This window comes from Arenibacter troitsensis, assembly GCF_900177645.1.
Lineage (GTDB): Bacteria > Bacteroidota > Bacteroidia > Flavobacteriales > Flavobacteriaceae > Arenibacter > Arenibacter troitsensis.
Map to the genome: position 1 here is coordinate 206,231 of NZ_FXAO01000007.1, position 23,555 is coordinate 229,785.

The following is a 23,555-nucleotide window of genomic DNA, read 5'->3' on the forward strand; positions in this document are numbered from 1 at the left end:
TCGCCTAAGTTTAAGAAACCCTATAAATCTAAAAAAGATATGTCAGCAGCTATAGAGCCGATTCTGAAAGAAAACCTTAACCGATTTGTTATTTTTCCTATCAAGCACCATGATTTGTGGGATTGGTACAAGAAATGTGAGGCTAGTTTTTGGACTGCTGAAGAAATTGACCTGCATACGGATCTTAATGATTGGAACAACAAGTTGAATAGTGATGAGCGCTATTTCATTAAGCACATCCTTGCGTTTTTTGCCGCGTCTGATGGTATTGTAAATGAAAATCTAGCGGAAAATTTCGTAAGTGAAGTTCAATATGCCGAGGCAAAGTTCTTCTACGGTTTCCAGATAATGATGGAAAATATCCATTCTGAAACCTATTCCCTTTTGATTGATACCTATGTAAAGGATGAAAAGGAAAAGGATCTGCTTTTCAATGCCATTGAGAATTTTCCGGCAATAAAGAAAAAAGCGGATTGGGCATTGAAGTGGATAGAGTCACCAAGTTTTGCAGAGCGTTTAATTGCCTTTGCTGCGGTGGAAGGTATTTTCTTCTCTGGCGCATTCTGCTCTATTTTTTGGCTTAAGAAAAGAGGGTTGATGCCCGGACTTACGTTTTCCAATGAATTAATTTCCAGGGATGAGGGGATGCACTGTGATTATGCAGTTCATCTTCATAACAATCATCTTATAAACAAGGTTCCCAAAGCTAGGATTACCGAAATTTTGGTGAACGCCCTGGACATAGAAAGGGAATTCATTACAGAATCGCTGCCGGTGAGCTTAATAGGAATGAATTCCAAGTTGATGACTCAGTACCTTGAATTTGTAACGGACCGTTTGCTAGTGGAATTGGAATGTGATAAGGTATACAACTCTACCAATCCATTCGATTTTATGGACATGATTTCCCTACAGGGGAAAACCAATTTCTTTGAAAAAAGAGTGGCCGAATATCAAAAGGCCGGAGTCATGAACAAGGATAAGGATGACGATTCCCAGAAAATCAGTTTCGACGCGGATTTTTAAGAATTGGTATTTGAATAAATAAGAGTCCCCTTTGGGTTATAAGGGGATTTTTATGCGATGAATATGATATGTTAACGTTTTTAACATATTGGGCCATAACCCAAAATCAAGTATTGTTTAAATAAATTGTAGCAACATGTACGTAGTAAAAAGAGATGGAAGAAAAGAGCTGATGATGTTCGATAAGATCACGGCTAGAGTAAGAAAATTGTGTTATGGTCTTAATGATCTGGTGGACCCGCTCAAGGTTGCCATGCGGGTTATTGAAGGCCTGTATGACGGTGTAACAACCTCAGAGCTGGACAATCTGGCTGCCGAGATTGCGGCTACAATGACTACCTCCCATCCCGACTACGCTAAATTGGCGGCCCGTATTTCCGTTTCCAATTTGCATAAGAACACCAAAAAATCCTTTTCCGAGACGATGAAGGATCTTTATGAATATGTTAACCCAAGAACCGGAAAAAAGGCACCGTTGCTTTCCGATGAGGTTTATGAGGTTATTGCTGCGAATGCGGATAGGTTGGATTCTACCATTATTTATAACCGGGATTTTGGCTACGATTATTTCGGATTTAAGACTTTGGAACGTTCCTATCTTTTGAAACTAAATGGAAAGATTGCCGAAAGGCCACAGCATATGCTTATGAGGGTATCCATTGGGATTCACTTGAACGATTTGGATTCGGCCTTGGAGACCTATGAGTTGATGTCCAAAAAATACTTTACCCACGCTACACCTACCTTATTTAATTCAGGTACCCCAAAACCACAAATGTCTTCCTGTTTCCTTTTGGCGATGAAGGACGATAGTATTGATGGTATTTATGATACGCTTAAACAAACGGCAAAAATTTCCCAATCTGCCGGAGGTATAGGTCTTTCCATACACAATGTAAGGGCCACAGGTTCTTATATTGCCGGTACCAACGGAACGTCCAATGGTATTGTACCTATGCTACAGGTGTTTAACGATACCGCAAGGTACGTGGATCAAGGAGGGGGCAAGCGTAAAGGTAGTTTTGCGATCTATGTGGAACCATGGCATGCCGACATATACGACTTCTTGGATCTAAAGAAAAATCACGGTAAGGAAGAAATGAGGGCTAGAGACCTTTTTTACGCCATGTGGATTCCGGATTTGTTCATGAAACGGGTTGAGGCCAATGAAAATTGGACCCTATTGTGTCCCAATGAATGTCCAGGGCTTTTTAACCATCATAGTGAGGAATTTGAAAAGTTGTACACCAAATACGAAGCTGAAAATAAAGGGCGTAAAACCGTTAAGGCCCGTGAGCTTTGGGAGAAGATCTTGGAATCACAGATAGAGACCGGAACGCCCTATATGCTGTACAAGGATGCCGCCAATAGGAAGAGCAACCAACGGAATTTGGGAACTATTCGTTCGTCCAATCTTTGCACGGAAATACTTGAATATACTTCTCCGGATGAGGTAGCGGTATGTAACTTGGCTTCCATTGCACTTCCCATGTTTATTAAGAATGGAGAGTTTGATCATAAGGAGTTGTTTAGGGTAACAAAACGTGTTACCAAGAATTTAAATAGGGTAATAGATAGAAATTATTACCCCATTAAGGAAGCTGAGAATTCCAATATGCGCCACAGGCCTATTGGTTTGGGTGTCCAAGGTTTGGCAGATGCATTTATTCTATTGAGATTGCCATTTACCAGTGACGCAGCCAAGGAATTGAACCAAGAAATTTTTGAAACGCTATATTTTGCTGCGGTTACAGCTTCCATGGAAATGGCCAAAGAGGAAGGTGCTTACTCATCCTATGAAGGCTCCCCAATATCCAAAGGAGAATTCCAGCACAATTTGTGGGGTGTTAAGGATGAAGAGCTGTCCGGTAGATGGGATTGGGCAAAATTGCGCAAAGAAGTAAAAAAGAACGGGGTTCGTAATTCCTTGTTGGTAGCCCCAATGCCAACTGCTTCAACATCGCAAATCTTGGGCAACAATGAGTGCTTTGAGCCATATACCTCCAATATATATACCCGTAGGGTTTTGTCCGGGGAGTTCATTGTTGTGAATAAGCACCTTTTGGAAGATTTGGTTAATCTTGGCCTGTGGAACGAGAATATGAAGCAGGAACTAATGCGAGCCAATGGTTCTGTTCAGCACATAGAGAATATACCAACCGAGATTAAGGAATTGTACAAAACGGTTTGGGAATTAAGTATGAAGGATATTATCGATATGTCCAGACAACGGGGATATTTCATAGATCAGAGTCAGTCCCTGAACTTGTTCATGGAGAATGCCAACTATTCCAAATTGACTTCAATGCATTTCTATGCATGGAAGAGCGGACTTAAAACCGGTATGTACTACCTAAGGACCAAAGCGGCGGCAGATGCCATTAAGTTTACTTTGGATAACAGCAAAAAGCAGGAAGTTCCCGTAGTTGAGGCACCCATAGTGGCACCCGCTGTTGCCAAGACGATTAAGGTTGAGGCTACTTCGGCCAATCCACAGGAATTGGACGTTCAGCCTTTGACAGCCGCTGAGATGAAGGAATTGATAGCCAAGGCAAAAGAGGGTCAGGCAGACGACGATTGCTTAATGTGCGGCTCCTAAATGGCTTATAGGACATAGTTGAGAAACAAAAAGATCCCCGAAGTATTCTTCGGGGATCTTTTTGTTATATGGACAGGGAAAATATTGAACGATCATTCCCTTTATTTACTGATACGGTGTTCTTATTTATTGGATATATAGGGTTTTAGTATAAACGCACATAGGAACGCTATACAATAAATTACCAGTATAGTGATGTAATTATCCATTTTGCCCCGAATTAAAATAGCTTATTAATTAATATAATATACGATGCGAATTGAAAAATGGATCATAATTATCTCAAAAACAAGAATTTAACGCAATGCACCATGTTCATTTTTTAAAATGATGGTGATATATTATTCGCCCAAGGACAAACAATATTAAATAAATCGCTATGGTGTAAAAATAAAGTTCCATCTTGTTCCTTTGACGGGGAAACAAGATGGAAACTTTCTAAAAGCAAAGTTAAATTAGGGGCCTTAGAGTTCTAAAATGTAGTTTGCACTACAAAAAATTATCTTCAGATTTATAGGCATTGATTACGGCCATCTCACCTTCCTTGTCCGGTTTGGAATTACCGTGTTCCATACCCAAGACTCCCTTAAATCCTTTACTGTGTATATATTTGAATACATTTTTGTAATTGATTTCTCCTGTAGTAGGCTCCTTTCTACCTGGGTTGTCCCCTATTTGGATATAGTCGATCTCATCCCAGGTAAGTTCCATATTGTGGATCAAATGACCTTCAGTTTTCTGCATATGGTAGATGTCGAACAATATTTTACAGGAAGGACTGTCCACCCCTTTGCAGATCATATAGGTCTGATCGGAATTCTGTAAATATAGGTCGGGAGAGTCGGATAGCGGTTCCAATACCATGACCAGGCCGTGGGGTTCCAAAATCTCAGCACCCCTTTTCAAAGCTTCTATAACATTGCCATCCTGAATACCGATCGGCAGTTTTCTTTCAAATCCACCAGGCACAACGGTCATCCACTTGGCATTGACGCGTTTGGCCACCTCTACGGCTCTTTTGCATCCGTCCAAAAAGATGTCTATGTATTCCTGTTTTCCGGCGGCTAAGGTATTGGCCATGTTGCCTCCCTTGTCTATTACAAAAACACCCATGGTCATATTGCGTTTTGCCAAGGCTTCTCCAATTTTTGTTTGGGTTGCCACATCCCTGCCCATCATTCCGTTGTCTTCAAATGCGGTAAACCCTTGGTCGGCCATGAAATTTATTTGGTCAATAAGGTCATCCCCTGCAAGATTCTTGAACATTCCGAAGTGCGGGGCGTATTTTAGGTTGAACGTATGTTTTATATCTAAATTGGTATTGGCCCCATAGGCTAAAGAACCTCCTAAGGTAACCGCACTGCTGGTTAGGGCAGTTTTTTGTATAAAATCTCTTCTTTTCATTTTTTGGATATGGTTGGAATTTTATAATATAACAATGCTAAAAGAACAGTATGGCCATAGGCCATCCCGTCCTTTTAGCTTTTTTCAATTTGTGATGATCATACTTTTTACAGGGACCAAACTTTTCCGCCGCTCAGTTCCTGAAGGTCTCCACAGGCAATATATTCACCTGGAACAGGTAGATAAGGCAATACATTTTCACCTACAAACTCGGATGATTTATAGCCTAATATTACCAACCCCCTTAAATTATTGGCGAAGGAAAATCGTGATACCTCATCATCCATGGTGGCGGTTTTTCCAGCCTTTACGGCTTCGGTATACGTATTTATTACTTTAAAGTTTTTGGCTTGATCTTCTTTTGAAATTTTGAGGGCACTGGCCAAGACTGGTTCCAAATCTTCTGCGGTCAGGTCTGTGATTTCCTTCTTGCCGGAATCCTGCAAGGCCTTGTCCGTGAATTTCCCCATGCCCATCTTTAATAGATCTTGTTGTTCTTTTTCCATTACCTGATCGGCAAAACGGTCTATGAAGATATGGACCTGTACTTCGGAAGCTGAAGGCGTATCCGTCTTAGGCATAATAATATCTACCAAATGGGTTAAAACAACTCCTTCGTCAGAGGTTAGAAAATCCGGGGTCCATACAATTGCAGCATCCTTTTTGCAACTTTGTACTATACTGATCAAGGTGGGGGTGGCCACAGTGTATCCTAATGCCAGCCCCATATTTTTTAGTGCTTTTCTTCTATCCATTATATATTTCCTTTTTTTAATTCTTTAACCGCATGATCGGCGGCCCTAGCAGTAAAGGCCATATAGGTCAATGATGGGTTAACACAACTGGCAGAGGTCATAAATGCCCCATCTGTAACGTATACATTGGGTACATCGTGTATTTGGTTGTTCCCGTTTAGTACAGATGTTTTTCTGTTACGGCCCATTCTGGCAGTACCCATTTCGTGAATGCCCAGCCCTAAGCCCGTTGGGCCATCATGTCCTTTAACATCCCGTAATCCAGCTTTTTCCAGCATCTCTACTGCAGATTCCTGCATGTCCTTACGCATGTTGAATTCGTTTTCCTGTAAATCGGCATCAAAGGTTACCGTAGGCAGTCCCCAGTTATCCAATTTGTCGTAGTCCAAGGTCATTCTGTTGTCCTCATAGGGGAGTACCTCTCCAAAACCTCCAATTCCCATTCTCCAACCTCCAGGTTTAAGCATATTTTCCTTAAATTCCTTACCGTAGGAGAGCTCTGCAACCGTATCTTCCCAATTGCCCCTACTGGCGCCACCTTGATAACCGAAGCCACGCTTGTAGTCTTTTCTATCGGTAGCACCGCCGAGGTTCCTAAATCTGGGAATATATATCCCATTAGGTCTTCGGCCTTTATAGTATTTGTCCTCAAAGCCATCGAATTTACCCGAAGCACCTACCCCTAAATGGTGGTCCATAATATTACGGCCCAATTGATCCGAGTCGTTGCCCATACCATTTGGGAATCTGTCGGATTTGGATTGCATTAAAATGGCTGTAGATGCAATGGCAGAGGCGCATAGGAATATGACCTTTGCCTTAAATTCATGTGTTTCCTTGGTAAGCCTGTCTATTACCTTTACTCCTGTTGCCTTCTTGGTATCGGGGTCGTACATAACTTCATGGACTATGGAGTCTGTACGCAATGTCATATTTCCCGTTGCTTCCGCAGCAGGGAGGGTAGAGGACAGGCTGCTGAAGTAGCCCCCAAAAGGACATCCTCTGATACATCTATTTCTGTATTGACATTTGGTGCGTCCGTCAAAATTTTTGGTTCCTGTTATATGGGCAACCCGACCTATGGTTACGGCACGGTCTTCAAAGCCCTCGGTTACCTTGTTCTTAAAATGTTCTTCCACACAATTCATTTCCATGGCGGGCAGAAAATCACTATCGGGCAACTGAGGTAGGTTAAGTGCCTCACCACTAACACCAATAAAGTTTTCCACTTTTGAGTACCATGGCGCAATATCCTTATATCGAACTGGCCAATCAACGGCAATGCCCTCTCTTTGGTTGGCTGTAAAATCGATGTCGCTCCAACGGTAACTCTGACGACCCCATTGTAAGGACCGCCCACCCAAGTGGTAACCCCTCATCCAATCAAATCGTCGTATTTCATTGTATGGATGCTCCAAATCGTTAACAAACCACATTTTACTGGCTGCATTGGTGGTGTATCCCGTTCTGTTCTGTTTAGGTTGTTTTTCAATGTCTTCCCTTGTAGGTTCGCCAGCGTTGGGAAAATCCCAAGGATCTAGATTGGCAGTCTCGTAGTCTTCAATATGTTTTACCATTCTTCCGCGTTCCAGAACTAGGGTTTTAAGCCCTTTTTCACATAATTCCTTAGCGGCCCATCCTCCGCTAATGCCTGTGCCTACGACAATTGCATCATAAGAATCCTGCACTTCATTGTTATTGAAATTGCTCATTTATAAAATTGTTTATTTAATAAATTTATTAAATATAAAATTAATTTTTTACATTTAAACCCTATATATATTAATACTATGGCACTATAACGTTATAGTGTTTGTTAATTCTTGGATTTAATCACAAAACTTAAAAATGGAGCAAAAAAATTTGAAAATCAAAGGGATGAAGGTGTTATTGGTTGCCTTGTTAATGGGTGTGTTGTCTTGTAAGGAAGCCCCCAAGGAGCAACCCAAAGATGTGGAGACCGCTGAAGTATCCATGAAAGCATCAGAACCTTTTTTTAAATTATCATTGGCACAATGGTCAATGCATAGAATGGTACGTGAAGAGGGCGTGGATCCATATACTTTTGCTGAAAAGGCCAAGAATTGGGGCTTTACAGGTTTGGAGTATGTAAGTGGTTTATATTATAAGGAATTACAGGCTGCGAATTTTTCCAAGGAGGCTATGGCCGCTTTTGTTGAAAAATGTAATGCAGAGAGTAAAAAACATGGGATGCAAAATGTCTTGATCATGATCGATGGTCAAGGGGATCTTGCTACAACGGATGATCAAAAAAGAAAGGAAGCTGTTGAAAACCATTATAAATGGGTAGATGCCGCTGCCGATATGGGTTGCCATGCCATTAGGGTAAATCTTTCTGGGAGCAAGGTTCCCGATGAGTGGATGGCCAGTTCAGTAGATGGTTTAACCCAGTTGGCTACTTACGCCAAAGAAAAAAATATTGAAGTGTTGGTAGAAAACCATGGTGGCCTGTCGTCCAATGCGGCTATGTTGGCAGAGGTTATGAACAAGGTAAATATGGACAATTGCGGTACCCTGCCTGATTTTGGTAACTTTTGTATAGAAAGAACCAAGGATGGCTGCGCCGAGGAATATGACATTTATAAAGGAATTAGTGAACTAATGCCGCACGCCTTGGCCGTTAGTGCCAAGTCCTACGATTTTGACGCGGAGGGCAATGAAACCAAACTGGACTACCCTAGAATACTTAAAATAGTTAAGGATGCCGGTTATACAGGTTTTATTGGTGTGGAATACGAAGGTAGCGCACTAAGTGAAGAGCAAGGGATAATTGCTACCAGGGATTTATTGATAAAAGCCGGTAAGGAACTTAATTAGTAATATTTTATATGAAGGCTTTTTTCAATCAGCTATTCGATTATAACTTTTACTGCAATAAAAAATTGATTGAAGAGTGCCAAAAGCTGGAGAATGTTCCAGAGAGGACCACGGAACTCTTCAGTCATATATTAAATGCGCACCATATATGGAACGCCAGAATTCTGGGTAAAAAAGCAGAATACGGTGTATTTCAGTTGCAATTGTTAAAAGATTGGGGCGATTTGCATTATGAAAATCAAAGAAGTTCTTTTGAAATTATTACCAATGTGGATAGTTTTGAAAAGCGCTTGGATTATGAGAATTCCCAGGGGAGGTTGTTTACCAATACCATTCAGGATATGTTATTTCATATCATAAACCATTCAACCCACCACAGAGCTCAGATATCCGTTGATTTCAGAAACAATTCCATTGAACCCTTGGTCTTGGATTATGCAACCTATAAGCGATAAATATACCTCCTAAACGTGAATGTAAAGACCAAAGTTCAGTTGTCCTTAATGATGTTCCTCGAATTTTTTATTTGGGGAGGTTGGTTTGTAACATTGGGCACTTTTTTGGGACATAATCTTAAGGCTACAGGGGCAGAATCGGCTATGGCGTATTCCACCCAATCCTGGGGAGCCATAATTGCTCCTTTTATTATAGGTTTAATAGCCGATAGATATTTCAACGCCGAGCGCATTCTAGGAGTTTTGCATCTTCTTGGTGCGTTCATGATGTATCAAATGTATATGGCGGTGGACTTTGCGGGTTTCTACCCTTATGTACTGGGTTATATGATTCTTTATATGCCAACTTTGGCCTTGGTGAATTCCATCTCCTTTAGTCAAATGAAGAACCCTGCCAAGGAGTTTTCGTTTGTAAGGGTTTTTGGGACTATTGGTTGGATAGTTGCCGGACTAATAATTAGTTTTGTGTTCCTATGGGATTCCGAAACCTCTAGGGAAGAAGGCCTTTTGAAAAATACTTTTTTAATGGTGGCTATTGCATCCGCCTTTTTGGGGTTATTTAGTTTTACCCTGCCCAAAACTCCACCGAAGGTAAAAACGGATGAAAAGATATCTATTTCAGGTATTTTGGGGTTGGACGCCCTTAGGCTATTAAAGGATAGAAATTTCTTTATTTTCTTTCTTTCATCTATTTTGATTTGCATTCCTTTGGCCTTTTATTACCAAAATGCGAATCCATTTTTGTCAGAGATTGGTATGGAAAACCCTACTGGTAAAATGACCATTGGCCAAGGTTCGGAGGTTTTATTTATGTTGTTATTGCCCTATTTCTTTAAGAAATTTGGATTTAAAAATACCTTGATTGCCGGGATGCTGGCCTGGACCGTTAGATATTTTCTATTTGCCTACGGAAATGCCGGGGATTTGGCCTTTATGTTAATATTAGGTATAGCCCTTCATGGTATTTGCTATGATTTTTTCTTTGTATCCGGGCAGATTTATACGGATTCAAAGGCAGGTGACAAGTTTAAGAGTGCAGCCCAGGGATTGATTACCTTGGCAACCTATGGTGTTGGAATGTTGATCGGTTTTTGGGTGGCAGGAAAAATTACCGATAGCTATATAATGGGCGATGGAGTACACAGCTGGACGGATATCTGGACATTTCCTGCTATTTTTGCCTTAGGGGCAATGATATTGTTCGCTATATTTTTTAAGAACGAGGAAGTAGAATATAAAGAGTAACCTAGGAATAAATACATTATGAGCAAGAAAATTAGATTAGGAATTTTAGGGGGTGGAGGAGACTCCCTTATTGGGGTTTTGCACCGAGTTGCATCCCAAATTAATGACAATTACGAAATTGTTGGTGCAGTGTTTAACCCGGACTTTGAGGCCAATGTTGCTTTTGCCAAGGAAATAGATGTACCTACCAATAGGATATATAAGGATTTTGATACCTTGGTGGAAGAGGAATTAAAACTTCCAAAGGAAGAGCGTATTCAGGTATGTTCTGTACTAACCCCAAATTTTTTGCATTTTCCTATGGCCAAAAAGTTGTTGGAAAATGGGTTTCACGTAATATGTGAAAAACCTATGACCACCACTTACGAGGAGGCTAAAATATTGCAGGCTACCTTGGAAAAGGCCAAGACCGTTTTTGCGGTTACCCATACCTACACGGGATATCCTATGGTTAGGCAAATGAGGGAGATGATAAAGGCAGGTGCTATTGGGAAAATACATAAGGTGGATGCTGCCTATTATCAAGGTTGGATCAACTCCATTATCCACGACAAGGCCAAACGTTCAACAGTTTGGAGATTGGATCCCAAAAAAGCCGGTATCAGTTCCTGTATGGGGGATATAGGGGTGCATGCCTTTAATATGATTGAATATACTACCGGATTGACCATCAAATCCATTCTGGCCGATTTCAATTACTTGTACGAGGATAACCAAATGGATGTAGACGGTACGGTATTGATCCGTATGGACAAGCACGTGAAAGGGGTTATTCGTTCCAGCCAGGTGGCTACAGGAGAGGAAAACGGACTTACCATTGCTATTTATGGGGAGAAGGGCGGACTTAGATGGGAGCAGGAAAATCCAAATTATCTGTATGTCCTAAGTGATGATAAACCTCTTCAGGTTTATAAGCCGGGACATTCCTATAATTCCAAATTATCCTTGGGAGGTACTAAATTGCCTCCGGGACACCCTGAAGGAATTTTTGATTCCATGGCGAACATCTATTTGGGTGTTGCAAGGGCAATTCGTGGTGAAAAATATAACGATGGCGAATTCCCTACCATGATGGATGGTGTTCGCGGCCTGGATTTTATAGAGAGTTCTGTGGAGTCCAACAAAAAGGGCAATGTTTGGATCAATTTGAAATAAATCTAGGATCAAGTACAAATATTAAGGGCCGCAATTGCGGCCCTTATCTGTATAAGATGTTTAAGTTTATCCGTATACCTTTTCAAACTCTACACAGACCACGATCATACTATCCCTAGGGACACGATTAAAAGGGCCCAATTCTCGGGAGAAATAATCCCAATGGTATTTTTTCCAATATTCCAGGCTTTTATCCCCTAAGCCATCCAATTGAACATATTCTTTGGTAATGCTAAAAAAGGGCTTCAGCTTTACAGCGGTTGTCCTAACAATACATTTTGCCTTACCGTTCCAGTCCGTAAGGATCATAAAGGCACCTATTTTGGGGAGTGGCTCATTTCTGTGCTGCAGGCCCAAAAGGGAAAAGGAAGCTGCATTTTTAAGGTTTTTAAGTACAAGATCCACACTGTGGTCTGCCTCTTGTTCATTGTCGCTGAAGTGAAGCACTTTAGGTGTTTCTACAAAAGCGAATTCCAAATGGGCATCCAAATAATCACCCCACATATTTCTAGCCGAAGCATTGTCCATTCTAATTAGGTCTAAGGTTTAACAGTAACGGTAAAATACATTAATTATTTCTCGAAGTATGTTATGAAAATTTACCCGCTTTTAATTGTTTGGCAGCGTGATTTGCCGCCCTGGCCGTAAATGCCATATAAGTCAATGATGGATTTACACAATTGGAAGAGGTCATAAAGGCACCATCGGTGACATAAACATTGGGAACCAGATGCACTTGATTGTATTTATTCAATATAGAGGTTTTTGGGTCATGCCCCATACGGGCTCCCCCCATTTCATGTATTCCCAATCCCGGTCCCGAAGGTTCTTCATAGGAACGTACATCTTTAAATCCGGCGGCTTCAAACATTTCAACAATAACTTTTATGATATCCTTACGCATATTCAACTCGTTCTCCTTAAACTCAACATCAAAGGCCAATTGGGGAAGTCCCCATTTGTCTTTTTCGGTAGGGCTTAAGGTAACCCTATTATCGTCATATGGCAGGAACTCTCCAAATCCAGTGGCCCCTATCGTCCAATGGCCGGGCTTAAGAATGCTTTCTTTGAGTTCTTTTCCGAATCCCAGTTCCCCTATGGCCTCTGACCAATCGCCTCTACTGGCAGTGCCTTGAAATCCAAATCCACGGATATAATCATTGCGTTTGGTCTTTTCGTCCATATTTACGAATCTCGGAATATAGAAACCGTTGGCACGGCGACCTTTATAATATTTGTCCAAATGCCCATCTACTTTGGCAGTTGCCCCTAATTTATAATGATGGTCCATGATTCCTCTTCCCAAGGTATCCGAATCGTTACCAAGACCATTGGGAAAGCGTTCACTTTTTGATTGTAATAATATGCCCACTGAGGCCATGGCCGAAGCACAAAGAAAAATAACACGGGCCTTAAATTCTATTTTTTCGTGGGTCACCGCATCTATGATTTTTACTCCGGTGGCTTTTTTAGTTTTATCGTCATAGACCACTTCATACACAATTGAATTGGGCCTGAGCGTCATATTGCCAGTTCTTTCGGCGGCCGGTAAAGTAGATGAATTGCTACTAAAATAACCTCCGAAGGGGCAACCGCGCCAGCATCTATCTCGATTTTGACACACTCCGCGACCTTCAAAATCTGCATTTGGATCCGTGATGTGAGCTGTACGGCCAATGGTCACCAACCGGCCATCATCAAATTTTTCTTCAATCGATTTTTGAAAATCCTCTTCAACACAGTTCAATTTCATGGGAGGTTGAAATTTGCCATCGGGCAATTGCTGAAGCCCAAGGGCTTGGCCACTGACCCCTATATATTCTTCAACCTTGTCATACCATGGGGAAATGTCCTTGTATCTAATAGGCCAATCAACCCCTATGCCTTCTTTTTTATTGGCCTCAAAATCGATATCGCTCCAACGGTAGCTTTGTCTTCCCCAGGTTAAGGAGCGTCCACCTACCTGATACCCTCTTATCCAATCGAATCTTTTGGTTTGCACATAAGGGTGCTCCAAATCGTTTACAAAAAAATGCTTATTGCTCTCAACTGGAGCCCAATTCAACCTACTTTGTATGTGGTATTTCTCTTTATCGGATTTGGATAATTTGTCTTTTAATGGGTAATCCCAGGGGTCATCGTTCATTGTGGGATAATCCTCAATATGTTTTACCATTGGCCCTCTTTCCAGTACTAAGGTTTTTAACCCATTCTCGCAAAGTTCTTTAGCTGCCCAACCTCCACTAATTCCAGTACCTACAACAATGGCATCAAATATTTCACTTTGATTCATTCTATATTTCTTGTATTAATTCTGATGCTTTTCCTATATTTATGACTTCGCGTTTGTAGGCATATGCTACAAACTTTAAATATAGGATTTTTATCCTAAATGTTAACTAAGGTTATTTTCAATTACAACTAATAAAAATTTAAAATGAAGACAATTAAAGGGCCGGCAGTATTTTTAGCACAATTTGTTGATGAAAAAGCACCATTCAATTCCTTGGATGGCATGTGTAAATGGGCATCCGATTTAGGATACAAGGGAATACAGATACCAACTTGGGTCGATTTTCTTATCGATTTGGATAAAGCTGCCGAGAGCCAGACCTATTGTGACGAATTAAAGGGAAAGATAAATTCCTATGGCCTGGAAATTACAGAGTTGTCCACGCATTTACAAGGACAATTGGTAGCAGTGAATCCCGCTTATGATTTAATGTTCGACAATTTTGCGCCAGACAAGTTAAAGAACAACCCAAAAGCACGTACCGAATGGGCCATTGATGTTGTTAAAAAAGGAGCCACCGCCAGTCGCAGGCTAGGACTAAAGGCACATGCCACTTTTTCGGGCTCCCTCCTATGGCATACCGCCCACCCTTGGCCTCAAAGACCAGCGGGATTGGTGGAAATGGGCTTCGAAGAGTTGGCAAAAAGGTGGTTGCCCATCCTTAATCACTTTGATAAGGAAGGTGTAGATGTATGTTACGAAATACACCCTGGAGAAGATCTGCACGATGGGGATACCTTTGAGCGTTTCTTGGCTGCCACCGGCAACCATAAACGAGTTAATATTTTGTACGATCCAAGTCATTTTGTGCTGCAGCAGTTGGATTACATAGCTTACATAGACCATTATCACGAATTTATAAAATCGTTCCACGTTAAGGATTCCGAATTTAACCCAACAGGCAAAAAAGGGGCCTTTGGTGGGTTTAATGATTGGGGTGACCGCGCAGGTAGATATCGCTCGCTGGGTGATGGACAGATAGATTTTAAGTCGATCTTCTCTAAATTAACACAGTATGGTTGTGATGTTTGGGCGGTAATGGAATGGGAATGCTGTATAAAAAGTCCGGAACAAGGAGCTAGGGAAGGTGCCAAATTTATACAGGACCATATTATTGAGGCCACGGAGAAAACCTTTGACGATTTTGCTGGGGCAGCTATTGATAAAACAGTATTGAAGAAAATATTAGGACTTTAATTTCAACAAATAGAAAGATGAAAAAATTAATTTTCAGTGCCTTGATAGCCGTTATGGTAATCGGCTGTAAAGATAAAACGGAAAAAACGAACATGGACATAGACTCAGATCCCCTTGCCAATTCTGAGAAAACAACTCCACCTCCAACAGCCCTAATTGAAGGGGAATGGAAGGTGCTTTTTGACGGGACCAATTTCGATGCCTGGAAACGGTATAAGGAAGATGGGGTCGGGGAGGCCTGGAAAATAGAGGACGGTGCCATGGTCTTTTATCCACCTAAGGAACGGGAAAAAGGCGAGAAATATAATTTAGTGACCAAAGAGGAGTTTACCAATTTTGTTCTATCCATAGATTGGAAAATCACGGAGGGGGGCAACAGTGGTATTTTCTGGGGAGTGCAAGAAATTGAAAGCCTTCGTGAGGCTTACCACTCTGGACCGGAAATACAAGTTTTGGACAATGAAAAACACCCTGATGCAAAAAATGGACCTGTAAGACAGGCAGGGGCTTTGTACGATATGGTTGGTCCTAGTGAGGACGTAACCAAACCTGTTGGGGAATGGAACACCTGTGTTATTACCGTAAACCATATAACCAATAAAGGGAATGTTGTGTTGAATGGTACGGAAGTGGCTTCTTTCCCGGTACAAGGAGAGGAATGGGATGCTATGGTGGCCAATTCTAAATTTAAGGGGTCGGAGCACTTTGGAAAATATAAGACTGGAAAAATAGGTTTACAGGATCATGGGGACATAGTATCCTATAGAAATATTAAGATAAAAACATTGGATTAAAACATTATTGGTTATGCCCAAGCAGCTAAGATCTATTTGTATTCCTATAATTTTGTTGTTGGCATTTGCCTGCAAGGAAAAGGTCAATGTGGATCCTTTGGAACCAAAAGACCTAAAATCGACGGGGGAAGAAATTGTAGTAAACGAGGAATACTCCGGTACTGAGCCTACTACACCCGAAGAGACCGAATTTTATAAGCCCGTGCCTCCAGTAGTAAATCCATTTGACCCTATAAAAAAAGCCCCCAGTGATGCCATTATACTTTTTAGTGGGGACAATTTGGACAATTGGATCAGCTCTAGGGATAGTACGGCAGCCAAGTGGATCGTAAATAAGGATGGTAGTATGACCGTTAACAACAAGACGGGTGATATACAGACGGTCCAAAATTTTGGAAGTATACAGTTGCACTTGGAATGGAAATCCCCAATAGAAATACAGGGAAAAGGACAAAGTAGGGGCAATAGCGGCGTCTTTTTAAATGGGCTGTACGAGGTTCAGGTCTTGGACAACAATGACAATGATACCTATGTAAACGGCCAAGTAGGTTCAATCTACAAGCAACACGTACCGCTCGCCATGGCATCGGTACCTACGGGGGAATGGAATACCTATGATATTGTTTATCACGCACCGGAGTTCAATGATGCGGGGGATAAAATTAAATCCGGGACAGTAACGGTTTTGCATAATGGTGTGCTGATTCAGGACAATGTTGAAATTAAGGGAACCACCCCCTATATAGGTTGGCCCAAAAATCCCGCACATGGAAAGGGCCCTTTAAGACTTCAGGACCACGGGGACAACAGTAGGGTAAGTTACAGGAATATATGGGTAAGGGAGCTTTAGATGGAGTGGGTGTTTTTCTTGTCAGCAACAGCGCCCGGTCTAGTTTTAACCTTTATTTCTTGGATCTATAAAGTACATCCACCCAAGAGCATCAATTATCTCTATGGCTATCGGACGCGTAGAAGTATGCGGAACCAGGATACATGGGATTTTGGCAATTTTATTGGGGCCAAGATGATGTTGTGGGTTGGAATTTCAACTTTTATAGCTGGGGTAATTGCCTATTTCATTAAGCCCTCTTGGGCTATGGGCATTTCTACTTTTTTCTTAATCGTGGCCGTATTTGTGGGAATTTTTTGGTGTGAACGCCAATTGGGGATTAAATTTGACAAAAACGGAAGGCCATTGTTTGATAAGGACCCATCCAATTTAGGATGAGGTTTTATATTAAAAAAATAGGTTGTTGGTAAGGAATTATTCAGGATCCTTGCCATCCTTTATTCAAACCCCAATTTTATTTACCTTTGACAAATTCTAAAAACAATTTATGATCCAATCAATGACAGGGTTTGGGAAGCATGTAATTCAACTTCCATCTAAAAAAATTACAATAGAAATTAAATCCCTTAACAGCAAAAGTCTCGATTTAAACGCCAGAATTCCTTCTACATATAGGGAAAAGGAATTGGAATTGCGCAGGACTATTGCAGGCTCATTGGTCAGGGGCAAGATAGATTTTGGACTTTATATTGAAAATACCGGCGCAGAGACTTCTTCTGAGGTAAACGAAGTAGTGGTTAGGCAATACATGAAGCAGTTGGGACATATTGTTTCAGGGAATGAAATGGGTCTTTTGGAAATTGCTATGCGCATGCCCGATACTATGAAAACGGAACGGGAAGACATTGATGAAGAGGAATACAAGGTCATTAAGGAATCATTGGAGGAGGCCCTAAAGGAAATAAACATCTTTAGAACAGAGGAGGGAAAGGTTTTGGAAGCCGATTTTGAGGCCAGAATAGGCGTTTTAAAGGGCTTATTGGAACAGGTGGCACAAATGGACCCTGATAGGCTCCTGACGATAAGGGAACGGCTGGAAAAGGCCGTAGCTGACTTAAAGGCCGATCTTGACACAAACCGTTTTGAACAGGAGCTTATTTATTATCTGGAGAAATATGATATCACGGAAGAAAAAGTCCGTTTGCTGAACCACTTGGATTATTTTGCCGCCACCCTTAAATCGGACGATTCCAATGGTAAAAAGCTGGGCTTTATTAGTCAGGAAATAGGAAGGGAAATCAATACCATTGGATCCAAGGCAAATTTTGCACCTATGCAACAGCTGGTAGTGCAGATGAAGGATGAATTGGAAAAGATTAAGGAACAAATGCTTAACGTTTTATAATGAAAGGAGGAAAGCTAATTATTTTTTCTGCCCCATCGGGCAGTGGAAAAACTACTATCGTCAAACATTTATTAAATCAGCCGGAGCTCAATTTGGCGTTTTCCATTTCTGCCACCTCCAGGCCTAGGAGGGGCAAGGAAAAGCATGGCGAACATTATTATTTTATGACCCTGTCCGAGTTTAAGAGACACATTAAGAACGATGACTTTTTGGAATGGGAAGAGGTGTATAGGGATAATTTCTATGGGACTCTAAAAAGTGAGGTAGACCGACTTTGGGCAGAGGGCAAGAACGTAATTTTTGATATAGACGTGGTTGGTGGCCTGCGCATCAAGAAGAAGTTTCCCGATCAGACACTTGCTGTATTTGTAAAGCCGCCCAGTGTTGATGAACTTAAAATTAGGTTGAAAAAACGGAGTACGGAGTCCGACGATAAAATTAACATGCGGATTGCGAAAGCTTCAGTAGAGTTGGCCACTGCTCCCCAATTTGATGTGGTCATCAAGAATTATGATTTGGATACCGCCCTGGAGGAAGCACATAGATTGGTAGCGGACTATATTGGTGTTGAAGTTAAAAACAAAATATAGGAAAACAGATTCTGGTTGGGATTGTCCCGTGTGGTTACATCTTGGGAGGACTTCTTTGAAAAATGGTATTGAATCAAACTTCGCATGAATAAAAAAATTGGACTTTATTTCGGCACCTTCAATCCTATCCATATTGGGCATTTGGTGATAGCCAATCATATGGTAGAGTTTTCTGATTTGGATGAGGTATGGTTTGTAGTTACTCCACAAAGTCCGTTTAAAACCAAAAAAAGTTTGTTGGACAATCATCATCGATATCAGCTAGTAGCTGAAGCTACCGTGGATTATCCCAAATTAAAGCCGAGCAAAATAGAGTTTGATCTTCCCCAACCCAATTATACCGTAAATACACTTGCCTATTTACATGATAAGTATAATGACAAATATAATTTCTGTTTAATAATGGGGGAGGATAATTTGAAGGGACTGCATAAATGGAAGAATTATGAGGTAATTCTGGAAAATCACTTCATCTATGTCTACCCAAGAATTTCTGAAGGGGAGGTAGCGCATCGTTTTAAAGATCACGATAAGATTCAATACGTGGAAGCTCCTATCATGGAAATATCCTCGACCTTTATTAGGGCGCAACATAAATTGGGCAAGAATGTGAGACCTATGCTTCCGGAAAAAGTCTGGAAATATATGGATGAAATGAATTTTTATAGATAGATTAACTGGACGATTTGTTCAAAATATCGGTGCCAAAATATTGCTCGTACCTGTAGTAGTGCCACGCCCTGTTCTTGGGCATTTTAGCATTGTTGATGATATCTCCCGCGTTCAATTCAATGAATTCACCAACATTTTTGGTATTATCATGGAAGCGTTGATAAGCTTCCATGGCATAGCTGTTAGGGTCGAAATAGAAATATCAGGTAACCGTTCCCACATCCTCGCAATATGTTACCTTTAGTGTCAAATATTCCTTGTCCCTAATGGTTTTGATCTCAACATTTGGATCTGCAAGGGTTTCCGTGTCCCTTAATTTCATGGGAAGGCCATTGAGATAGGTGCACTAGGCACTCATTAATTTGGCACGTACACAATAGATATCCTGGAGTGCTATATTCTATTCTGAAGTAATGGCCATACGGACAATTTTCAAAGGACATTTTTCCCCCTTCACCATCTGTTCCGTGGTTTTTCCTGCCTTATTTGTGGTTAGCTTAAAGGAAAAGGAGGAACGCTACAGTATTATCCGTATAATTCGTTAATCCCATTTAGGCGATTCCAAGGTCGCTGTAAATTCAAATTTAAAGGTCTGCAAATTGTTATTGGAGTCATTATATTCAATGGCCTAGTCCAATAGTTGAGGCTGCGATACTTTCTGTTCCAAGTATCCCTTGGTCGTAACTAGACATACCAATATGGCAAGAATTCGCTATAAATATTTAATGGTTGTGTTGCGCTATTGCATTTCCAACTTGGCGGGTTCCACCGTACTGTCGTGCTCATTGTAATAGAGCTCCAAAAGATTCATTGTAGCATTAATAAAATCTTTTGTTTCCAAGAGAAAGGTAAAGTACAACGTAGTATTTTTTGGACTTGACTCTTCGGTACGTGTCCTAGCGATCTGTTTTTCTATTTTTTGTGAAACCATATCCAACAGTTCCTGTTTGCTGGCAAAAATTACACCAATGCGTTCAAAGGAGCGGGTTTCAAATGCGGCCTTTGTGGCACTCAACAATTTTTGTAATTCCAGATCAATTTCCTTAAGTTCTTTAATCTGGTTGTATTTCAATTTTTTATGGTTATTGTGGATGTGCTTATGGCTTATCTTGTTCAGATATTCCAATGATTGGGCCATATCCTGTAAATACCCCAATATATTGATATAAAGGTTACTGGCGCCAACACTGGCCTCATCCAAATTCTTGATAAAATAGAAGATATGATCTCTTAGTTCGTCTATTTCCGCAGAAAGTTTAACCACCTGTTTTTTGTTCTTTTTTAGAAGCTCCAAATCCTGTTTGGCCAATCCGTCGATGATGTGTGTGTAAATCTTGTTACTTCTTTTTGCCACATTGGAGATGTTGTCGGCACTTTCTTCTATCACACCTTGGATGGAGCTGCTTTCGGCCTTTCTTAAACTGTCTTCGGCCCTTATTTCCTTAGATTTTTTATTATGCGAAATGTAGTTCCTAACCAGCAATAAAACCGCAATCAACAATAGAATGGCCACCATGGATGGAACATGAATATTGATTAGGGAAACTATAACTGCGGCAGAGACAAAGGCTATAATAGCCGTAAAGAACCACCCTCCAATGACATTCAATACCCCGGCAACCCGGTAAACGGCACTTTCTGCGCCCCATGCCCTATCGGCCAAAGAAGATCCCATTGCCACCATAAATGTAACGTAAGTGGTAGATAATGGCAATTTGTATGAGGTGGCCACGGAAATAAGTACCCCGGCTACCATCAAGTTAACGGAAGCCCTTACCATATCAAAAGCTGGCATTTCAAAGGTCTTATCTTTGGAAAGGGGTATAACGGGTTTTTTAAAATTGGAATCTATTTTTTCCTGAAGGGCTTTTGGCAAAAGGGCAGAGGTGACAGTAGACAGCATCATAGCCGACCTTACTATTCCCCTTGATAGAAAATTAGGCTGAAAGCGTTCCTTGGATTCGCCTTCCCTGGATAGGTTAATTTCCGTTTGGGTTACATAACGTGCCTTTTTGGAAAACCAGAGGGTAAGTACCATGACCATACCTGCCACGAACAGCAAAATAGTGGGGGTAGGAACCTTTTCGGCCAAAACGGTCATGCTAAATTCGGTTGCAGGAATCCCTGAAGCCTGCCAAGCCTCAAAAGACTGCCAAGCGGCGATGGGCACCCCAATAAAGTTAACTAGGTCGTTCCCGGCAAAAGCAAGTGCCAATGCAAATGTTCCTACCACAATAATAAGCTTATACACGTCGTATTTTAATAGTACCGAAATAATATATGATACCAGGGTCCAAAGTACCAGACTACCTATGATAATGGTACTGGTGTTGTTTTTTATATAGTCCAGGACATCATCGCTCACAAAGGTGGCGCCTTTTAGACCTTTGATTAGGATGAAATAGGTGATAGCGGTCAGGGCAATACCTCCAAAAAGTGCTCCAATTATCTTAGCCTTTTTTCTAAAGTCGAAAGAAAGTAGAATTCGGGACAGATATTGCACTAGGGCACCTATGGAAAAGGCAATTACAACGGAAAGCAATATGCCCAAAATAATTTCAGTGGCCTTTGAAGTGTTTATGTAATTGTAAATGTCAATATAGTCACCCCCACTTGAGGCAATTTTAATAAAGGACATGGCTACCGAGGCGCCCAAAAGTTCAAAGACTATGGAAACCGTAGTGGAGGTAGGCATTCCCACCGTGTTGAAGAAATCCAATAACAGGATATCCGTAATCATGACGGCCATAAAGATGATCATGATCTCGCTGAACATAAACTCACCTGGATGAAATATCCCCTTACGGGCCACCTCCATCATACCACTGGAGAAAATGGCTCCTATGGCTATCCCCAAACTGGCCACGATCATAATGGTCCTGAACGAAATGGCTTTGGAGCCGATGGCGGAATTTAAAAAGTTAACGGCGTCATTGCTAACCCCAACAACTAAATCTGCTATTGCCAAGAAGGCAAGGGCAATGATCATTAATAAATATATATTATCCATTATCTTATAAAAATAGTTTGCAAATATCTAAAGTCTCTAGGTTTGTAACGTTATCTTAAGGTTATATTTTTAACTAAAAATGTACGTCCAATTGTAGTCTATACATTAATTCATCAGGGCCATTATTTACGGAAAGATAGCTGATATCTGTTTGCACCTTTAATTTGTGGCCTACAATATATTTGGAAAGTCCCAATGTGTATTGTTTTTTTGGGTTTTCACCGGTAATGTTTTTCTTTAGTTTCACATGGGTGTATCTTCCAGATATCTCCCAATGGTGGTTCATAAGATAACCGGTTTGCAGATTTAATCCGCGGCCCACCTGAACCACTTCCCCGGTTAAGGAGCCATCCATATTTCTGGCAAAGGGATCTTCGGCATCCCTGTAGGCATATTCACCCATAAAGGAAAATCCGTTATATTTGAACATGGCATCTATGAACAGGGTGCTGATGTTGGTTTGGTGAAAACCAAAATCGGTGACCATATATTCGCCCTGATTACTTCTTGTTTTTACGGCCCTGTGATTAAAGTCGTAGGTGGCAGCCAACATTAGTTTTGGGGATTTTTCCCTTTTTAAATCACCACCGCTATATTCGGAATTGTTGGTGAATTCGCCAAATGGGAGCAGTTCCAGTCTCCCCGTATATTGATGTCCTCCTAGATTCCCGGTCGTGATATTCCTTCCCTCCCCTTGTGATATGGACATTTTTTCCCTTATCAGAATTTTATTGTTCAAGAAAAAATGATGTCTTATCTGTAGGCCCATATCGCGGTCTATATTGAATTGTCTATTCAATAAAGAGCGATCTACCAATTGCATATTGCCAGAGGAAATTACACGTTCTATATTGCCCGGAAGTTTGGTCTGGCCTGCCCATAGTTCAAAATTTTTATAAAAATTCCACATTACAACGGCATCATAGATGTATCTTGGAGCGTTACTGGTGTATTGTGATCCCCCAGAAATATCCCTATTGGACAATCCTATTTCAATCTTGTACTTGAGTTTTGGCGAATAGGCAAACCCGTCAAATTTTAGTCTGGCCCTTCTAATAAGGGCATTAAAATGGGGGTCCGTGAAATTATCGTTCGGATTTTCTGACCAAGTAGTGCTACTTAACATTTGCATCCTAGCGGCAATTTTGGCACTCCAGGTACTGTCCCTACCCATTAAATTAAAAAGGCCCTTGCCAAATTCAGGGGCATTTGGTTCTTGAGAATAGGAAATATAAAGTGAGCATAATGCAAGCCCAAGGGCTAAGCATTTCATTTTCATAATGTATTAGTTTTTGTCGGGTGCAAAATACCAACACCTATGTAAAGT

At 41.0% G+C, this 23,555-nt stretch carries 20 protein-coding genes and 1 pseudogene; 13 read left to right on the plus strand and 8 right to left on the minus strand.

Features of this window, described 5'->3' with window-relative positions:
• Nucleotides 1–39: 39 nt before the first annotated feature.
• Together B9Y87_RS16360 and B9Y87_RS16365 are read left to right on the plus strand one after the other, a co-directional pair.
• Nucleotides 40–1,026 carry a ribonucleotide-diphosphate reductase subunit beta gene (locus B9Y87_RS16360; protein WP_085500171.1) on the plus strand — a complete coding sequence of 329 codons (987 nt, stop codon included), beginning with the start codon at nucleotides 40–42 and terminating at the stop codon, nucleotides 1,024–1,026.
• Between the two features lie 136 nt (nucleotides 1,027–1,162).
• Nucleotides 1,163–3,625 (plus strand): ribonucleoside-diphosphate reductase subunit alpha, encoded by a 2,463-nt coding sequence (locus B9Y87_RS16365; RefSeq protein WP_085500048.1) that lies wholly within the window; start codon nucleotides 1,163–1,165, stop codon nucleotides 3,623–3,625.
• A 489-nt stretch (nucleotides 3,626–4,114) separates the two neighbouring features.
• Here the strand turns inward: B9Y87_RS16365 and B9Y87_RS16370 are convergent, their stop codons facing one another.
• The 3 genes from B9Y87_RS16370 to B9Y87_RS16380 all read right to left on the minus strand — a co-directional run bounded on the left by B9Y87_RS16370 (nucleotide 4,115) and on the right by B9Y87_RS16380 (nucleotide 7,496).
• Nucleotides 4,115–5,029, minus strand: a complete 915-nt coding sequence (locus tag B9Y87_RS16370; protein ID WP_085500049.1) for a hydroxypyruvate isomerase family protein — start codon at nucleotides 5,027–5,029, stop codon at nucleotides 4,115–4,117.
• Nucleotides 5,030–5,136: 107 nt separating this feature from the next.
• Entirely contained in the window at nucleotides 5,137–5,784 is a 648-nt protein-coding gene (locus B9Y87_RS16375) for a gluconate 2-dehydrogenase subunit 3 family protein (RefSeq protein WP_085500050.1), read from the minus strand.
• Complete coding sequence (locus B9Y87_RS16380) at nucleotides 5,784–7,496, minus strand: GMC oxidoreductase (protein ID WP_085500051.1); 1,713 nt, start codon at nucleotides 7,494–7,496, stop codon at nucleotides 5,784–5,786. The genes B9Y87_RS16375 and B9Y87_RS16380 overlap by 1 nt, the downstream gene beginning before the upstream one ends.
• 136 nt (nucleotides 7,497–7,632) lie before the next feature.
• On the opposite strand from B9Y87_RS16380, the gene B9Y87_RS16385 reads away from it, so the two are divergent.
• The 4 genes from B9Y87_RS16385 to B9Y87_RS16400 are packed head-to-tail and all read left to right on the plus strand — an operon-like array spanning nucleotide 7,633 to nucleotide 11,477.
• Entirely contained in the window at nucleotides 7,633–8,622 is a 990-nt protein-coding gene (locus tag B9Y87_RS16385) for a sugar phosphate isomerase/epimerase family protein (RefSeq protein WP_085500052.1), read from the plus strand.
• Between the two features lie 11 nt (nucleotides 8,623–8,633).
• Nucleotides 8,634–9,077, plus strand: coding sequence for a DinB family protein (locus tag B9Y87_RS16390; protein WP_085500053.1), 444 nt, complete (start codon nucleotides 8,634–8,636; stop codon nucleotides 9,075–9,077).
• Nucleotides 9,078–9,092: 15 nt separating this feature from the next.
• Nucleotides 9,093–10,322: a nucleoside permease gene (locus tag B9Y87_RS16395; protein WP_085500054.1), complete on the plus strand. Its 1,230-nt coding sequence runs from the start codon at nucleotides 9,093–9,095 to the stop codon at nucleotides 10,320–10,322.
• Between the two features lie 18 nt (nucleotides 10,323–10,340).
• Nucleotides 10,341–11,477, plus strand: a complete 1,137-nt coding sequence (locus B9Y87_RS16400) for a Gfo/Idh/MocA family protein (protein WP_085500055.1) — start codon at nucleotides 10,341–10,343, stop codon at nucleotides 11,475–11,477.
• Nucleotides 11,478–11,543: 66 nt separating this feature from the next.
• Here the strand turns inward: B9Y87_RS16400 and B9Y87_RS16405 are convergent, their stop codons facing one another.
• Nucleotides 11,544–12,005 (minus strand): ASCH domain-containing protein, encoded by a 462-nt coding sequence (locus tag B9Y87_RS16405; protein WP_085500056.1) that lies wholly within the window; start codon nucleotides 12,003–12,005, stop codon nucleotides 11,544–11,546.
• Nucleotides 12,006–12,066: 61 nt separating this feature from the next.
• Nucleotides 12,067–13,770 (minus strand): GMC oxidoreductase, encoded by a 1,704-nt coding sequence (locus tag B9Y87_RS16410; protein ID WP_085500057.1) that lies wholly within the window; start codon nucleotides 13,768–13,770, stop codon nucleotides 12,067–12,069.
• A gap of 144 nt (nucleotides 13,771–13,914) precedes the next feature.
• On the opposite strand from B9Y87_RS16410, the gene B9Y87_RS16415 reads away from it, so the two are divergent.
• The 7 genes from B9Y87_RS16415 (at nucleotide 13,915) to nadD (ending at nucleotide 19,218) form a co-directional block, all read left to right on the plus strand.
• Nucleotides 13,915–14,967 (plus strand): sugar phosphate isomerase/epimerase family protein, encoded by a 1,053-nt coding sequence (locus tag B9Y87_RS16415; RefSeq protein ID WP_085500058.1) that lies wholly within the window; start codon nucleotides 13,915–13,917, stop codon nucleotides 14,965–14,967.
• A 17-nt stretch (nucleotides 14,968–14,984) separates the two neighbouring features.
• A complete protein-coding gene (locus B9Y87_RS16420) occupies nucleotides 14,985–15,761 on the plus strand; it encodes a 3-keto-disaccharide hydrolase (RefSeq protein ID WP_085500059.1) in 777 nt (258 codons plus the stop codon).
• A gap of 13 nt (nucleotides 15,762–15,774) precedes the next feature.
• Entirely contained in the window at nucleotides 15,775–16,611 is an 837-nt protein-coding gene (locus B9Y87_RS16425; RefSeq protein ID WP_085500060.1) for a 3-keto-disaccharide hydrolase, read from the plus strand.
• Nucleotides 16,612–16,989, plus strand: coding sequence for an SdpI family protein (locus B9Y87_RS16430; RefSeq protein ID WP_085500061.1), 378 nt, complete (start codon nucleotides 16,612–16,614; stop codon nucleotides 16,987–16,989). It abuts the gene before it with no gap.
• A gap of 109 nt (nucleotides 16,990–17,098) precedes the next feature.
• The gene (locus tag B9Y87_RS16435) at nucleotides 17,099–17,956 is read left to right on the plus strand and encodes a YicC/YloC family endoribonuclease (RefSeq protein ID WP_085500062.1); all 858 of its coding nucleotides are present in this window, start codon (nucleotides 17,099–17,101) and stop codon (nucleotides 17,954–17,956) included.
• Nucleotides 17,956–18,546 carry a guanylate kinase gene (gene gmk, locus B9Y87_RS16440; protein WP_085500063.1) on the plus strand — a complete coding sequence of 197 codons (591 nt, stop codon included), beginning with the start codon at nucleotides 17,956–17,958 and terminating at the stop codon, nucleotides 18,544–18,546. The genes B9Y87_RS16435 and gmk overlap by 1 nt, the downstream gene beginning before the upstream one ends.
• Before the next feature lie 84 nt (nucleotides 18,547–18,630).
• A complete protein-coding gene (gene nadD, locus B9Y87_RS16445) occupies nucleotides 18,631–19,218 on the plus strand; it encodes a nicotinate (nicotinamide) nucleotide adenylyltransferase (RefSeq protein ID WP_085500064.1) in 588 nt (195 codons plus the stop codon).
• Nucleotide 19,219: 1 nt separating this feature from the next.
• Here nadD and B9Y87_RS22430 read toward each other — a convergent pair.
• The 3 genes and pseudogenes from B9Y87_RS22430 to B9Y87_RS16455 all read right to left on the minus strand — a co-directional run.
• A pseudogene (locus B9Y87_RS22430) lies at nucleotides 19,220–19,549 on the minus strand (DUF6503 family protein); the annotation flags it as partial.
• Nucleotides 19,550–19,957: 408 nt separating this feature from the next.
• Nucleotides 19,958–22,228 carry an inorganic phosphate transporter gene (locus B9Y87_RS16450; RefSeq protein ID WP_085500065.1) on the minus strand — a complete coding sequence of 757 codons (2,271 nt, stop codon included), beginning with the start codon at nucleotides 22,226–22,228 and terminating at the stop codon, nucleotides 19,958–19,960.
• A 73-nt stretch (nucleotides 22,229–22,301) separates the two neighbouring features.
• The gene (locus tag B9Y87_RS16455; RefSeq protein WP_085500066.1) at nucleotides 22,302–23,507 is read right to left on the minus strand and encodes a porin; all 1,206 of its coding nucleotides are present in this window, start codon (nucleotides 23,505–23,507) and stop codon (nucleotides 22,302–22,304) included.
• Between the last annotated feature and the right edge of the window lie 48 nt (nucleotides 23,508–23,555).

Excerpts from the sequence above, each read along its gene's own strand:
- B9Y87_RS16360 (WP_085500171.1), top strand. The coding sequence starts at position 40 with ATGTCAGCAGCTATAGAGCCGATTCTGAAAGAAAACCTTAACCGATTT.
- B9Y87_RS16365 (WP_085500048.1), top strand. The coding sequence starts at position 1,163 with ATGTACGTAGTAAAAAGAGATGGAAGAAAAGAGCTGATGATGTTCGAT.
- B9Y87_RS16370 (WP_085500049.1), bottom strand. The coding sequence starts at position 5,029 with ATGAAAAGAAGAGATTTTATACAAAAAACTGCCCTAACCAGCAGTGCG.
- B9Y87_RS16375 (WP_085500050.1), bottom strand. The coding sequence starts at position 5,784 with ATGGATAGAAGAAAAGCACTAAAAAATATGGGGCTGGCATTAGGATAC.
- B9Y87_RS16380 (WP_085500051.1), bottom strand. The coding sequence starts at position 7,496 with ATGAGCAATTTCAATAACAATGAAGTGCAGGATTCTTATGATGCAATT.
- B9Y87_RS16385 (WP_085500052.1), top strand. The coding sequence starts at position 7,633 with ATGGAGCAAAAAAATTTGAAAATCAAAGGGATGAAGGTGTTATTGGTT.
- B9Y87_RS16390 (WP_085500053.1), top strand. The coding sequence starts at position 8,634 with ATGAAGGCTTTTTTCAATCAGCTATTCGATTATAACTTTTACTGCAAT.
- B9Y87_RS16400 (WP_085500055.1), top strand. The coding sequence starts at position 10,341 with ATGAGCAAGAAAATTAGATTAGGAATTTTAGGGGGTGGAGGAGACTCC.
- B9Y87_RS16405 (WP_085500056.1), bottom strand. The coding sequence starts at position 12,005 with ATGGACAATGCTTCGGCTAGAAATATGTGGGGTGATTATTTGGATGCC.
- B9Y87_RS16410 (WP_085500057.1), bottom strand. The coding sequence starts at position 13,770 with ATGAATCAAAGTGAAATATTTGATGCCATTGTTGTAGGTACTGGAATT.
- B9Y87_RS16415 (WP_085500058.1), top strand. The coding sequence starts at position 13,915 with ATGAAGACAATTAAAGGGCCGGCAGTATTTTTAGCACAATTTGTTGAT.
- B9Y87_RS16420 (WP_085500059.1), top strand. The coding sequence starts at position 14,985 with ATGAAAAAATTAATTTTCAGTGCCTTGATAGCCGTTATGGTAATCGGC.
- B9Y87_RS16425 (WP_085500060.1), top strand. The coding sequence starts at position 15,775 with ATGCCCAAGCAGCTAAGATCTATTTGTATTCCTATAATTTTGTTGTTG.
- B9Y87_RS16430 (WP_085500061.1), top strand. The coding sequence starts at position 16,612 with ATGGAGTGGGTGTTTTTCTTGTCAGCAACAGCGCCCGGTCTAGTTTTA.
- B9Y87_RS16435 (WP_085500062.1), top strand. The coding sequence starts at position 17,099 with ATGATCCAATCAATGACAGGGTTTGGGAAGCATGTAATTCAACTTCCA.
- gmk (WP_085500063.1), top strand. The coding sequence starts at position 17,956 with ATGAAAGGAGGAAAGCTAATTATTTTTTCTGCCCCATCGGGCAGTGGA.
- nadD (WP_085500064.1), top strand. The coding sequence starts at position 18,631 with ATGAATAAAAAAATTGGACTTTATTTCGGCACCTTCAATCCTATCCAT.
- B9Y87_RS16450 (WP_085500065.1), bottom strand. The coding sequence starts at position 22,228 with ATGGATAATATATATTTATTAATGATCATTGCCCTTGCCTTCTTGGCA.
- B9Y87_RS16455 (WP_085500066.1), bottom strand. The coding sequence starts at position 23,507 with ATGAAAATGAAATGCTTAGCCCTTGGGCTTGCATTATGCTCACTTTAT.